The following is a 14,050-nucleotide window of genomic DNA, read 5'->3' on the forward strand; positions in this document are numbered from 1 at the left end:
GGGCGTATTTGCTTAAGTGATGGGCGAAAACTGAAGGGTGGCTTTGAGGAGAAGTTTGATGGCGTGGTGGGTCGTCGCTTGTCTGACTTCTGCCCGCCCGATAGCACCAAATTCGATGGTTTCGGTGCGCACGCCAGCATCTGTGGCCAGACCGAAGCAGACCCGCCCCTCTGGTTTGTGCTCTGATCCGCCTGGCCCGGCGATGCCCGTCACGGAAACTGCGATCTGCGCATCTGACCCCGCCAGCGCGCCTCGCGCCATTTCTGCCGCGACCTTCTCTGAGACAGCGCCATGCGCCTCAAGTGTCGCCGGTTTGACGCCAAGCATCTCCATCTTGGCGGCGTTGGTGTAGGTAATGAAGCTGCGGTCAAAAATGGCAGAGCTGCCTGCCACATCGGTAATCGCTGCGCTGATCATGCCGCCCGTGCAGCTTTCAGCCGTGCAGACCCTCACACCGCGTGCGCGTGCCGCATCAAAAAGGTCCGTGACGCTCATCAGACGGCAACCGCCCCGAGGCCCACATGCGCCAGCCAAGCAAGGATCATCACGCCGATCGCGGCCATGATCCCTGCGAAGACATCGTCGAGCATGACGCCGGTTGGCCCGTCCATGCGGTCAGCCCAGCCAACCGGACCCCATTTGGTGATGTCAAAAAGCCGGAAAAGCAGAAACGCCGCGATCCAGCCGGGCCAGAGAGCGGTTATTGTGACACCTGCCTGCGCTGCGCCGAATGCGACGGGCAAAAGCGCAATCCATTGGCCGCAGACCTCATCGATCACGATCTCTGACGGATCATGGTTGTCTTTGCCGCGTGTCTCGACGGACGTCGCCCAAAGGCCAAGCGCGTAGGACAACAGCACGCCCGCCAAAAGCCCCCAAGGCCCCGCGACGATATAGATGATCCAGGCCGCCGGCAGGGCCGCCAGCGACCCCCATGTGCCGGGGGCAGGGCGTAGATGCCCGCTGTAGAAGAATGTAGCGATAAGATGTGTCATGTCTTGATAAGCGTCGCTGTTGCGATCGCCGCGATGCCCTCTTCGCGTCCGGTGAATCCAAGCCTTTCGGATGTGGTGGCTTTGACGCTGATGCGGCTGCTATCGAGTTTCATAAACGCCCCCATAACGGCTTTCATCGCATCCTGATGTGGGCCAATCTTGGGGTATTCGCAGACAAGCGTGCAGTCCACATTGCTGATTTCAAACCCATTTTCTGTCGCCAGTGCGACGGCGTGCTGCAGGAAGATATGACTGGCAGCACCTTTCCATTGCGGATCAGATGGCGGGAAGTGCTGGCCGATATCGCCCATGCCCAGCGCGCCGTAGATCGCATCGGTCACCGCATGCATCCCGACATCCGCATCCGAATGTCCCATCAGGCTGCGTGTGTGGGGGATCTGCACCCCGCAGAGCCAAACATGGTCGCCATCGCCAAAGCGATGCACGTCGTAGCCATTGCCGCAGCGGATATCCATCGTCGTCCTCATTGCTCGTGCAACACGGGCGAAATCGCCCGGTCCCGTAATCTTAATGTTGTCTTCGTCACCTTCAACGATTGCGACATCAAGACCCGCCGCGCGCGCAACGGCGACATCGTCCGTCTCTTCACCTGTGCCTGCGTCATGCGCCGCGCGCAACGGGGCCAGATGAAAACCTTGGGGGGTTTGCGCGCGATAGAGGCCGGTCCGGTCCTGAACGCCCGTCACCAAAGAACCCTCGCCATGCCACAACGTATCCGTAACCTGAACCGCAGGCGCTGCCCCCTGATGGGTTTCAAGCGCGCCCAAGACCCGGTCGATCAGATCGGGCGTGATCAAAGGACGTGCGGCATCATGGATCAAGACTTTCTGGGTGCCGCTTGGCACAGCCGCAAGTCCTGCCTTCACCGACTCCGCACGTGTTGCACCACCCGTCACAACGATCAGGTTTTGAGCTTCAGCCCAGCGTGCGTTCGCCGCATCGTCTGGATGCACGACAAGCACCAGACTGTCGATGCCCGGGTGCTGCACAAAGCAGTCGATGGCATAAGCCACGACCGGACGCCCTTTCAGCATTTGCCATTGTTTGGGTATATCGCCGCCTGCACGAGTCCCGCGCCCTGCTGCCACGATGATTGCTGTGACTGTCATCTGTACCTGATCCTGTTTGCCATGGTGTAGGGCGCGCGCTGGATCAGTGCAATTCGACAGTTTTCACGGCAAAATGCCCAATAATTAAGCATACGCCACTTTTGCAGGATGATCTGCAGCGACTTTCGTTGAGAATTCGACCATTTCGCTCTAATTGAAGGCCATTGCATAGACAGTAGGCGAATGATCGTTCCTTTGGCACTTCCCGAATCTCTTAACCTGAAGGCGGTGAAACTTTCGCCGCCCGTTGCGCTTGCGCCTTTGGCGGGGATTACTGATCTGCCGTTCAGGCAGCTTGTTTCTTCATTCGGGGCTGGCTGGGTCGTGAGCGAGATGGTCGCAAGTCAGGAAATGGTGCAAGCCAAACCGGGGGTCCGCGAACGGGCAGAGCTTGGCTATGATCAGGCGAATACTGCAGTGCAGATCGCCGGACGCGAAGCCTATTGGATGGCTGAGGCTGCACGCATGATCGAAGCGAACGGGGCCGCCTTTATCGACATCAACATGGGTTGCCCGGCCAAGAAGGTGATCAGTGGTTATTCGGGCTCTGCGCTTCTGAAGACACCTGACCATGCGCTGTCCCTGATTGAGGCGGTCGTGGCGGCTGTCAAAATTCCTGTCACACTCAAAACACGCCTCGGATGGGACGATCAATTGCGCAACGCACCGCAAGTGGCAAAGCGCGCCGAAGAGGCAGGCATTGCTATGGTGACGATCCACGGGCGGACGCGTTGTCAGTTCTACAAAGGCAGTGCGGACTGGGAAGCGATTGCCGAGGTCAAGCAGGCTGTGAATGTTCCTGTGATTGCCAACGGCGATATCTTGGATGCCACAACGGCCAAGACAGCATTGAAGCAATCAGGTGCTGATGGCGTGATGGTCGGGCGGGGCGCACAAGGCAAGCCATGGCAGTTGGCGGAAATTGCCGCTGCGATCTACGGCACCCCGAAGCCTGAGGTTCCGGGTGGTGCCCGCTTTGCGGCGATGGTCAGCGCCCACTACCAGGCCATGCTGTCTTTCTATGGCAAGGCCCTCGGCAGCAAGGTCGCACGCAAACATCTCGGTTGGTATATGGATGAAGCTGGGACACCTTCCGACTTGCGCAAATCCATTCTGACCGAAGCCAACCCTGATGCCGTGCTCAAGGCGTTGCCTGACGCGCTGCACCATCGGGTGGCAGCATGATCCTTGGCGCGGCTCTCTGGGCGTCGTTGCCGGTGCCGTCTTTGATGATCAATGGCGATGATCTGATCACGATGAGCAACCCGGCAGCGGAAAGCTTCCTCAATATGTCGGCCAAAGCGTTGGAGGGGCAGCGTTTCTGGGACAAGGTGATGATTGACGCAGCGCTGGAAGGCCCCTTCACACGGGCGCGGCGCAACCGGACGTCATTGTTTGTTAACGATGTTGACGTTGGCAGTGGCGAGCGCCCGCCGCTTTTGTGCAACGTGCAGTTCGCCCCTCTACAGGGGAGCGAGGACCAGATGATCGTCATGATCAGCCCTCGCGAAATTGCCAGCCGTGTGTCGCACAACAACTACTCCGGCAAGGCTGCAAAATCGGCCATCGGCATGGCCGAAATGCTGGCACATGAGATCAAGAATCCTCTCGCAGGCATCACCGGTGCCGCACAACTTTTGTCTATGGGCCTCTCCCCTGAAGATCAGGAGATGACGGACCTGATCGTCGCCGAAAGCCGCCGGATCGTGAAGTTGCTGGAGCAGGTCGAACAGTTCGGCAATCTGCGCCCGCCAAAACTTGCACCGCTGAACATTCACGATGTGCTTGACCGCGCAAGGCAGTCGGCAGCGGTAGGTTTCGGGGCGCATATGCTTTTTGTTGAGGAATATGATCCTTCGCTACCGCCGACGCTCGCGGATGCTGATCAACTGCTGCAGGTCTTCCTCAACCTTCTGAAGAACGCTTCCGAAGCGTCAAAGGACGCAGGCACGATCAGGTTGCGGACCTTCTATGACACATCGTTACGGGTGCGTCGTTCGGATGGAACACAGGCACGTTTGCCGCTTCAGGTTGAAATCATTGACGACGGACCGGGCCTGCCGCCTGAAATTGCCGATGACATCTTTGAGCCCTTTGTGTCCGGCAAGGAAAACGGCACCGGACTTGGGCTCGCGCTGGTGTCAAAGTTGCTGGTTGACGCCGGTGGTTGGATATCGGTCGACAGTGTCCCCGGTCGCACGCTTTTCCGGATTTCGCTGCCTATCGCCCCGAAAGAATTACTGACAGGAGATGAATAATGGACGGAACCGTTCTCGTTGCCGACGACGACCGCACGATCCGCACTGTTTTGACTCAGGCACTTACGCGGGCTGGCTGCAAAGTGCACGCAACATCGTCTCTTGTGACGCTGATGCGGTGGGTCGAAGAGGGGAAGGGCGATCTGGTCATCTCTGATGTTGTGATGCCTGACGGAAACGGGTTGGAGCAACTGCCGCTTATTGCTGATGCAAGACCGGGGCTGCCTGTCATTGTGATTTCGGCGCAGAACACAATCATGACCGCCATTCAGGCGGCAGAGGCTGATGCCTACGATTACCTGCCAAAACCCTTCGATTTGCCCGATTTGATGAAGCGGGCGGCGCGTGCCCTCGAAATCAAGCGTCGCGCGCCCACAGCCCGCAGCGCTGGCATGGCAGCGACCGAACAGGGGGGTGACCTGCCGCTTGTTGGCCGCACACCTGTCATGCAAGAGCTCTACCGGCTGGTTGCCCGAGTGATGAACACCCAGCTCCCTGTCTTGATCACTGGTGAGAGCGGCACAGGCAAAAGCCTGATCGCGCGCGCGGTGCATGACTTCTCCGACCGTCGCAGCCTGCCGTTTGTCGTGGTCTCGGCCTCTGATCTTGAAGGGATGGACGGTCCGTCTACCGTGCTGAGCCGTGCAAAAGGTGGGTCGATCCTTTTCGATGAGGTCAGCGACCTGAGCGAACATGCGCAAGCGCGCATCGTGCGGATGCTCGACACACTTGGCGATAACGCCCCACGCATTATGGCCACGTCGCAATCGAACCTGATGGCGCGCATGGAGGAGGGGCATTTCCGCGAGGATCTTTTCTATCGTCTGGGCGGTGTGACCGTCGCGGTGCCGTCGCTGCGTGAACGGGTCGATGATATTCCGCTTCTCGCCGAACATTTCTTGGCCCGTGCCGAACGGGACGGCGCGCCGATCAGGCGATTTGGTGAAGCCGCCATTGATCTGGTGCGCGCCTACAGTTGGCCGGGCAATGTGCGCCAGTTGGAAAATGCAGTGCGCAGGCTCGTCTTTACCTCTGCTGAAGAAGAGATCACCAGATCAGAGGTTGAAACAGTCCTCGGCAATCAGCCAGCCATTGAACCGCTTCGTTCGGGTGGAGAGGGTGAGAAACTTTCTGCCAGTGTTGCCAAACACTTGCGCCGCTACTTTGATCTTCACGGTGGGGTGCTGCCGCCGCCGGGCCTTTACAATCGGATTCTGAAAGAGGTCGAAGCCCCGCTGATCGAGATTGCACTTGATGCCACCGGTGGCAATCAGGCGAAATGCGCGGACCTCCTGGGCATCAATCGCAATACCCTGCGAAAGAAGATCACTGACCTCGATATCCGCGTGACACGCCGCCGCAAATTGATGTAAAACCGCAACATAAGCGTGGCATTCCTGCGTCAACGCAGGATAGACCATAAAACAAAGCGGTATCGTGAGGCTTGCCTCGCGCACAAAACAGGGCATTGCGCGTGAAGCGTTCCCTTAACGGCCTGAATTTGACGAGGCTCAGCCGATGGCTGCGCCAAAGACGTGTGCAAAATGCGGTCACGACTGTGTTGATTGTGGCTGCACCCGTTCTTGCGGCGATGACCTATATCGTTGTTGGCCCGCTTGATCGGGGGCCGTCGTCAAACACACTGCGCGCGGTCTTGCTATTGGATCTTACCTACGTGCTGGTTGTTGCCGCACTTGTCTTGCGGCAGGTGGCGCGGATCGTGTCGGCGCGCCGTGCGCGGTCGGCAGGCTCGCAGCTTGCGGTGCGTCTGACGGGTGTCTTTGCGCTATCAGCGCTTGTTCCCATCGTAATGGTGGCTGTTTTTTCGGTCACGCTGATCTCAATCGCGATTGACGGTCTGTTTTCCGAGCCCGTTGGCAACGTCCTGCGGACCTCGCTCACGACCGCGCAAGCTTACGAGCAGGAACACAGGCGCGAAATCGCCCGCGACGGACAGGCCCTTGCCGCTTATCTGAACCGTGAGCGCCAGCAGAACCTGTTTATGGACGATGGCGAGGTGCGTATCGCCTTGGGCGAGGTGCAGGCTCAGATCGAACGTGGTCTTTCAGAGGCGTTCGTGATCGACGGTCTTGGGACGATCCGCGCCCGTGGTGCCCGAAGCTACGAGTTTCATTATGAGCGCCCCGATGCTGAAACCTTTGACCGCGCGCAGGCCGAGGGGATCGCCTTGGTGCAGGACTTCCCCAATAACGAATTTCGCGCGCTGATCCCGCTTTCGGCGTTCCGCGATCGGTATCTCTACGTCACGCGCGAGGTGGATGGTCAGGTGCTGTCGCTGCTGGATGACACAACCGAAACCGTTGCCCAATACGAAGAGCTTTCCAACGAGCGTGGCCAGCTTCTGTTTCAGTTTGGGCTGCTTTACCTGGGTTTTGCTGTGATCCTGATCCTTGGTGCCATTCTTGGCGGGCTATGGTTCGCTGAACGACTTTCGCGCCCGGTGGGGCGGCTGGTCTCTGCATCACAGCGGGTCGGTGCGGGCGACCTCGACGTCCGTGTTCTTGAAGATGATGGTCAGGACGAAATCTCGCAGCTCGGGACCTATTTCAACCAGATGACCGCGCAGCTAAAAGAACAGCGCGAAGAATTGCTGCAAACAAACGAAACCACGGAGCGCCGGCGTCGCCTTTTCGACAGCGTTCTCAGCTCTGTCACATCCGGCGTGCTCGGGCTTGATCCTGAAGGGCGCGTTGCCTTTGTGAACCCCTCCGCGCGCAGACTTCTTTCGGTCGATGACGCCAGCGAAGAAATGGCTTTGTCGGTCGCTGTCCCAGAATTCGGAGCCCTGTTCGATGATATCCGCGACACCGAGCGGGAAAGCGTCCAGAATCAGGTGAACCTGATCCGCAATAGCCAGCAGGAAACCCTACTGGTGCGCATGTCAGAGCGTCGGAACGAGGCAGGTGATCTTGAGGGTTATGTTGTGGCCTTCGATGATGTAACCGACCTTGTCAGTGCCCAGCGCATGGCGGCTTGGGGCGATGTTGCGAGACGGATCGCCCACGAGATCAAGAACCCGCTCACGCCGATCCAGCTTTCAGCAGAGCGGATCAAGCGAAAGTTCCACAATCAGGTCGGTGAGGATTCCGACAAGCTGGAACAGATGACCGATGTGATCGTCAGGCAAACCAATGACTTGCGGCGGATCGTTGACGAATTTTCCAAATTCGCGCGCATGCCGCAGCCGCAACTGCAGCAAAGTGATCTGACCGATCTGGTGCGCGACGCGTTGTCATTGCAAATGGCGGGCCAGCCCGAAGTTGATTTCAGCCACACCCTGCCTGACGAAACAATTGTCGTTGATATGGACGGCACGATGATCGGTCAGGCGCTGACCAATCTGCTCAAGAATGCTGGTGAGGCCACCGAAACCTATCGCGAGACCCATCCTCAGGCAGACTACCGTCCGCGGATCGCACTTGATATGAAAACCGACGGCCAAACCGTGACAATCCGCATCTCCGACAATGGGATCGGACTGCCTGAAAACCGTGCGCGTCTGTTTGAGCCTTACGTGACCACGCGCGACAAAGGCACCGGACTTGGTCTGCCGATTGTCAAAAAGATTATCGAAGAACACGGCGGATCACTCATTCTGACGGACGCTGAAACCTTCGACGGCGATGCCCATGCGGGGGCTTGCGCCATCATACAATTACCTGTTGTCTCGACCCCCGAACGGGTCGCAAAAGTTCCAGCATGAGGGAAATCATGGGCGATATTCTGATTACCGACGACGAACGCGATATCCGTGAACTGATCTCGGAAATCCTGCAAGACGAGGGCTTTACCACGCGACTCGCCGGCACATCCGATGAATGCATGGCCCAGATCGCGGCTGAAGTGCCGGCATTGATGATCCTCGATATCTGGCTGAAAGACAGCAATATGGACGGGATCGATATCCTGAAATCGGTGAAGCGCGATCACCCCGAAGTGCCGATTGTGATCATCTCCGGCCACGGCAACATCGAAATTGCCGTCGCTGCGATCAAGCAAGGGGCCTATGACTTCATCGAAAAACCCTTCAACATCGACCAGTTGCTTGTGGTGATCCGTCGCGCGATGGAGACGTCCCGTCTGCGCCGAGAAAACACCGAGTTGAAGCGTGGCGAGACCCATAGCGCAGAACTGCTTGGCGACAGTGCCGCGTTCCGTGCGCTGAAATCGCAACTCGACAAGGTCACGAAATCGAACGGGCGTGTAATGCTGACCGGGCCTGCCGGTAGCGGGAAGGAAATCGCCGCCCGATACATTCACGCAAATTCCAATCGGGCCTCAGCCCCGTTTGTGACCGTCAGTTCGGCCTCAATCGAACCTGAGCGGATGGAGGAGGTCCTTTTTGGCCGTGAAGTCGCCGGGCGCGGCATCGAACAGGGGCTGTTGGAAGAGGCGAATGGTGGGGTCATCTATTTCGACGAAATTGCCGATATGCCACTTGGAACCCAATCAAAGATCTTGCGTGTGCTTGTAGACCAACGCTTCCAGCGGGTTGGTGGAACCGACAAGGTGCAGGTTGATCTTCGGGTGATCACCAGCACGAACCGCGATCTGGAGGCAGCGATCGAAGCAGGCACCTTCCGTGAGGAGCTTTACCACCGCCTCAACGTCGTGCCGATTGCGGTTCCGTCGCTTGAGGAACGCCGCGAGGATATTCCGCTGCTGGCGGAACACTTCATCTCTGTCTTCAACCGTGCGCAGGGTCTGCCATTGCGGAAACTGGCCGAAGACGCCCGTGCGCTTTTGCAGACAATGCTGTGGCCAGGCAACGTTCGCCAGTTGAAGAACGTGATCGAACGCGTTCTGATTCTTGGTGAAAACGGCGGCGACATCACAGCAAAGGAACTGCCATCAAGCGAAGACGGCGGTGGCGAGGAGGGCCGCGTCGTCTTGTCAGGCGGCCTTGCGACCTTGCCGCTGCGCGAAGCGCGGGAGCTGTTCGAACGTGAATACCTGCTGACCCAGATCAACCGCTTTGGCGGGAACATCAGCCGGACTGCCTCGTTTGTCGGGATGGAACGTTCGGCCTTGCACCGAAAGCTCAAGTCGCTCGGTGTTGTGACCACAAACAAAGCCGGTGGCCGCGTGGCCTACATAGAAGGCGATGACGCATGAAAGTAATCATCTGCGGCGCAGGTCAGGTCGGCTGGCAAATCGCAAGGCACCTGTCTGGCGAGAATAACGACGTGACAGTTGTTGATAGCAACCCCGACCTGGTGCGTCGCGCGACAGATACACTTGATGTGCAGGGTGTATCCGGGTTTGCCAGCTACCCGGATGTGCTTGATCGGGCAGGGGCCACCGACGCGGACATGATCATCGCTGCAACCTATTCGGATGAGGTCAATATGGTCACCTGTCAGGTGGCCCACTCCGTCTTTTCGGTTCAGCGCAAGATCGCGCGCCTGCGCGCCCAGAATTATCTCGATCCGCGCTATTCGGACCTCTACCGCCGCAATCACCTGCCTATCGATGTGGTCATCTCGCCCGAGCGTGAGGTCGCAGAGGCCGCATTGCAGCGTCTTGCAGCACCCGCTGCCTTTGACACAGAAAGCTTTCTGGAAGGCCGCGCACAGCTTTTGGGGATCACGATTGATGAAGATTGTCCCGTCATCAACACGCCGTTGCGCCAGTTGACGGATCTTTTTTCGACACTGCGTGCCGTCGTGGTCGGAATCAGGCGCGACGGTGTTCTCTTTGCACCATCGGCGGGGGATCAGATTTTCCCCGATGACGAAGTCTATGTATTTACCGACACCGAGGACATGACCCGCACGCTGGAAATCTTCGGCAAGACCCAGCAAAAGCAAGAGCGCATCGTCATCATCGGTGGCGGTAACGTCGGGCTTGGTGTGGCGCAGGCTCTTGAGGCGCGCACGGAACGCATCCGGGTCAAGATCATCGAAAAAGACAGGGAAGTGGCTGAAAAGGCCGCAGACCTGCTAGACCGGACAATCGTCCTGAATGGTGACGGTCTGGTAAGTGCGCTTTTGGAAGAGGCCAACATTACATCTGCGGATGCCGTGCTGGCTGTCACCGACGATGATAAAACAAACCTCCTGGCCTCTGTGCGGTCCAAGGAAATGGGCTGTAAAATGGCCATTTCACTGATCAACGATCCGACGCTTGTGCCCTTGATGGGGCCATTGGACATTGATGCCTACATCAATCCGCGGGCGACGACGGTCAGTTCGATCCTGCGCCATATCCGTCATGGCCGTGTCCGGGGCGTCTATTCCATCGGCGATGCCGAAGCCGAAGTCATCGAGGCGCAGGTCCTTGGGACCTCGCCGATTGCCGGCCAGCGGGTCCGAGATGTGTCCTTCCCTGAAGGAACATTGATCGGCGCAATCATGAAGTCGAAAAAGATTGTCCGACCCACTGGTGACACGCGGATCGAAGAGGGTGATGTCATTGCCATTTTCGCCATGAGTGAAGATGTCCGCGAGGTGGAACGGCTCCTGCAGGTGTCGATCGACTTCTTCTGATGCAGTGGATTATTCGCTTGCCGTTTTTTGTCGTCCTGATGGGCCTTGGCGCTGTGGCGATGCTGGTGCCCGCCATCCACGCGGTCATCATGGAAGACTTCCAGACAATGCGGGTCTTCTTTTACGGCTTCATCCTCTTCTCGATCCTCACGCTGACAATTGGTCTGGCAACGGCAGGCTATGAGCCACCCAATGTGGCGCGCAGCCAGCTTATTGCGCTCTTGGCGGCGTTCAGTGTCCTGCCAATCATGTTCGCCATCCCTTTCTACGCAGCGGTCGGCAATACCACCTTGCTCAATGCGTGGTTCGAGATGGTCTCAAGTTTCACCACCACCGGCGCGACAGTCTATGACACCGCTGGCAGACTGACACCGTCGCAGCATCTTTGGCGTGGAACGGTAGGCTGGATGGGTGGCTTGCTTATCTGGATCACGGCGGTCTCCATTTTTGCGCCTATGAATCTCGGCGGATTTGAGGTGCGCGCGAAAGGTGGTGTCGGGAAAGGTGCGATGAGCGATTTTGCCCAGATTGGCCGGATTGCCGACCCCTCGGAACGGCTGATCCGCTACACGCTTGCTTTGGCACCGATCTATATCGGTCTGACTGTGGTTCTTTGGATCGGGCTCGTGATCGCTGGCGAGTTTCCTTATGTCGCCCTGATCCACGCGATGTCGACGCTTTCGACGTCAGGCATCACACCGATCGGCGGTTTGTATTTCGCGGCATCAAAGTTCTGGGGCGAACTGCTGATCTTCTGCTTTTTTATCTTCGCGCTCTCACGTCTGACATTCAGCCGGGGGTTGTCCGTCGAAGATGATCAGGGTTTGCGGCGCGACCCTGAGTTTCTCTTGGCGCTGGTGCTGATCTGCACTGTGACGTTTGTGCTCTTTGCACGACATTTCATCGGAGCGTCAGAATCCGAAAGTGGCGCAACAGTTGCACAGATGGCCAGCGCGCTCTGGGGTGCGCTTTTTACGGTTGCTGCATTTCTCACGACGACAGGGTTTGAATCGACCTACTGGGGGCAGGCATCGCTCTGGTCCGGCCTTAGCACACCGGGTCTCTTCCTGATCGGAATGGCGCTGATCGGTGGTGGGGTTGCGACCACGGCTGGCGGGGTCAAGCTGTTGCGCATTTACGCGCTTTATCGCCATGGCGAGCGCGAGCAAGAGCGCCTCCTGCATCCGTCGTCAGTTGGGGGCGGCGGACGCGATGCGCGGCGCATTCGTAAACAAGGTGCCTATATTTCGTGGGTCTTTTTCATGCTCTTTGCGCTAAGTATCGCAGCCGTAATGCTGATGCTTTCGCTGACAGGTGTGCAGTTTGAAACGTCGATGGTGCTGGCCGTCTCGGCACTTTCAACGACCGGACCGCTCGCCAGCGTCGCAGCAGAGACACCAATTGCTTACTCAGGCATCCCCGATGCTGCGAAAGTCATCCTTGCCGGAGCGATGGTTTTGGGGCGTCTGGAAACCCTCGCGATCATTGCACTTTTCAACCCTGAGATTTGGCAGCGCTAAGCCTTTCAATTATTTTGCATTTTTGGGGTGGAATGTCTGAAAAACTGAATCCATACTGTTTTTCTGGGAGAGACGGGCAGAAATGCCCCAATGAATGATAAACGAGGGAAGGCCAAAATGGCTGCCGACAAAGCAAATCTGCAAGACGCATTCCTGAATCATGTCCGAAAAACGAAGGTCCCCGTGACGATCTTCTTGGTCAATGGCGTCAAACTTCAGGGTGTCATTACGTGGTTCGATAGCTTCTGTGTTCTGCTGCGCCGTGACGGACAATCCCAACTCGTTTACAAAAGCGCGATCTCGACGATCATGCCAGCACAGCCGATCTCGCTCTATGAAGGTGAAGAGTAACCTTGCTCACCCATGATAAGCCCGTCACGCGGGCTTGGGTTCTGCACCCAGATCTGAAATCGGACCCGGCCCGCCGCGCCCCTGAACCAGCGCTTGAGGAAGCTGTCGCTTTGGCGGCTGCGCTGCCTGATCTGGATGTGGTCGGCAGTGACGTCGTGCGCTTGCCCAAAATCCAGCCGGGTATGCTTTTCGGGTCGGGCAAGATTGATGAACTCAAAACCGTGTTTCACGACAACGAGGTCGAGCTTGTCCTGATCGACGGTCCTGTCACACCGGTGCAGCAACGCAATCTGGAAAAGAAATGGGGCGTCAAGCTTCTCGACCGGACCGGCCTCATTCTTGAAATCTTCAGTGATCGCGCGCGGACCTCCGAAGGTGTCCTCCAGGTTGAAATGGCCGCGTTGAGCTATCAGCGCACGCGTCTGGTGCGGGCGTGGACCCACCTTGAACGTCAGCGCGGCGGATTGGGCTTCGTGGGTGGTCCCGGTGAAACCCAGATCGAAGCTGACCGGCGCGCGATCGACGAACAGTTGAACCGTCTGCGCAAGCAGCTTGCGAAAGTCGTCAAGACACGTGAACTGCACCGCGCCAGCCGCGCCAAGGTGCCGTTCCCGATTGTCGCCCTTGTGGGCTACACAAACGCAGGCAAATCGACCCTCTTCAACCGGCTGACCGGGGCAGAGGTGTTTGCCAAGGACATGCTCTTTGCCACGCTTGATCCGACGATGCGCAAGATCATCCTGCCCACCGGCGACGAAGTGATCATGTCGGACACCGTCGGTTTCATCAGCGATCTGCCAACACAGCTTGTCGCGGCTTTTCGTGCCACACTGGAAGAAGTCCTTGATGCGGATCTGATTGTTCATGTGCGTGACATCAGCCACCCGCAAACCGAAGAACAATCGCAGGACGTAATGACGATCCTGCATGATCTGGGTGTCGCCGAAGAGGCGCCACTGATCGAAGTCTGGAACAAGACTGATCTGCTTGAGGGCGAAGAGCGCGACGCCATTCTCAATCAAGCAGCACGGATGGATGATCTTTACGCCATTTCGGCGGTCTCCGGTGAAGGGATGGATGCGCTGCTGGCCGCCATCGCAGAAAAGGTCAAAGACCCGCGAAGTGAGGAAACACTGTCGCTCGGTTTTGCCGATGGCAAGAAACGGGCCTGGCTTTTTGATCAGGGCATCGTCACCGAAGAAAGGCCGTCTGATGACGGCTATGACGTCGATGTGTTGTGGACCAACCTGCAGAAAGAACGTTTTTCGCGTTTGGAGTAAGGTGCAA

At 57.8% G+C, this 14,050-nt stretch carries 12 protein-coding genes; 9 read left to right on the forward strand and 3 right to left on the reverse strand.

Annotated elements, in window-relative coordinates; all coding sequences use genetic code 11:
• Positions 1-12: 12 nt before the first annotated feature.
• The 3 genes from BM316_RS05760 to BM316_RS05770 are packed head-to-tail and all read right to left on the reverse strand — an operon-like array spanning position 13 to position 2,125.
• The gene (locus tag BM316_RS05760) at positions 13-495 is read right to left on the reverse strand and encodes a CinA family protein (protein ID WP_090205114.1); all 483 of its coding nucleotides are present in this window, start codon (positions 493-495) and stop codon (positions 13-15) included.
• Positions 495-995, reverse strand: a complete 501-nt coding sequence (locus BM316_RS05765; RefSeq protein ID WP_090205117.1) for a phosphatidylglycerophosphatase A family protein — start codon at positions 993-995, stop codon at positions 495-497. Before BM316_RS05765 ends, BM316_RS05760 begins: the two co-directional genes overlap by 1 nt.
• The gene (locus tag BM316_RS05770) at positions 992-2,125 is read right to left on the reverse strand and encodes a bifunctional 2-C-methyl-D-erythritol 4-phosphate cytidylyltransferase/2-C-methyl-D-erythritol 2,4-cyclodiphosphate synthase (RefSeq protein ID WP_090205120.1); all 1,134 of its coding nucleotides are present in this window, start codon (positions 2,123-2,125) and stop codon (positions 992-994) included. Before BM316_RS05770 ends, BM316_RS05765 begins: the two co-directional genes overlap by 4 nt.
• A gap of 183 nt (positions 2,126-2,308) precedes the next feature.
• Here BM316_RS05770 and dusB point away from each other — a divergent pair, with 183 nt between their 5' ends.
• The 9 genes from dusB to hflX all read left to right on the forward strand — a co-directional run bounded on the left by dusB (position 2,309) and on the right by hflX (position 14,043).
• Positions 2,309-3,310: a tRNA dihydrouridine synthase DusB gene (dusB, locus tag BM316_RS05775; protein WP_090205123.1), complete on the forward strand. Its 1,002-nt coding sequence runs from the start codon at positions 2,309-2,311 to the stop codon at positions 3,308-3,310.
• Positions 3,307-4,383 carry a two-component system sensor histidine kinase NtrB gene (locus BM316_RS05780; protein WP_090205126.1) on the forward strand — a complete coding sequence of 359 codons (1,077 nt, stop codon included), beginning with the start codon at positions 3,307-3,309 and terminating at the stop codon, positions 4,381-4,383. Before dusB ends, BM316_RS05780 begins: the two co-directional genes overlap by 4 nt.
• Entirely contained in the window at positions 4,383-5,756 is a 1,374-nt protein-coding gene (locus tag BM316_RS05785) for a response regulator (protein WP_165606542.1), read from the forward strand. The genes BM316_RS05780 and BM316_RS05785 overlap by 1 nt, the downstream gene beginning before the upstream one ends.
• A gap of 101 nt (positions 5,757-5,857) precedes the next feature.
• Entirely contained in the window at positions 5,858-8,107 is a 2,250-nt protein-coding gene (locus tag BM316_RS05790; protein WP_090207617.1) for a sensor histidine kinase NtrY-like, read from the forward strand.
• An 8-nt stretch (positions 8,108-8,115) separates the two neighbouring features.
• On the forward strand, positions 8,116-9,519 hold the full coding sequence (ntrX, locus tag BM316_RS05795; RefSeq protein ID WP_090207620.1) for a nitrogen assimilation response regulator NtrX: 1,404 nt from the start codon (positions 8,116-8,118) through the stop codon (positions 9,517-9,519).
• Positions 9,516-10,892, forward strand: coding sequence for a Trk system potassium transporter TrkA (gene trkA, locus BM316_RS05800; RefSeq protein WP_090205130.1), 1,377 nt, complete (start codon positions 9,516-9,518; stop codon positions 10,890-10,892). The genes ntrX and trkA overlap by 4 nt, the downstream gene beginning before the upstream one ends.
• Positions 10,892-12,412 carry a TrkH family potassium uptake protein gene (locus BM316_RS05805; RefSeq protein ID WP_090205132.1) on the forward strand — a complete coding sequence of 507 codons (1,521 nt, stop codon included), beginning with the start codon at positions 10,892-10,894 and terminating at the stop codon, positions 12,410-12,412. The genes trkA and BM316_RS05805 overlap by 1 nt, the downstream gene beginning before the upstream one ends.
• 117 nt (positions 12,413-12,529) lie before the next feature.
• Complete coding sequence (gene hfq, locus BM316_RS05810; protein ID WP_007204924.1) at positions 12,530-12,763, forward strand: RNA chaperone Hfq; 234 nt, start codon at positions 12,530-12,532, stop codon at positions 12,761-12,763.
• Positions 12,764-12,765: 2 nt separating this feature from the next.
• Positions 12,766-14,043 carry a GTPase HflX gene (hflX, locus tag BM316_RS05815; RefSeq protein WP_090205135.1) on the forward strand — a complete coding sequence of 426 codons (1,278 nt, stop codon included), beginning with the start codon at positions 12,766-12,768 and terminating at the stop codon, positions 14,041-14,043.
• The last annotated feature ends 7 nt before the right edge of the window (positions 14,044-14,050 follow it).

The organism is Yoonia litorea, from assembly GCF_900114675.1.
Taxonomy (GTDB): Bacteria; Pseudomonadota; Alphaproteobacteria; order Rhodobacterales; family Rhodobacteraceae; genus Yoonia; species Yoonia litorea.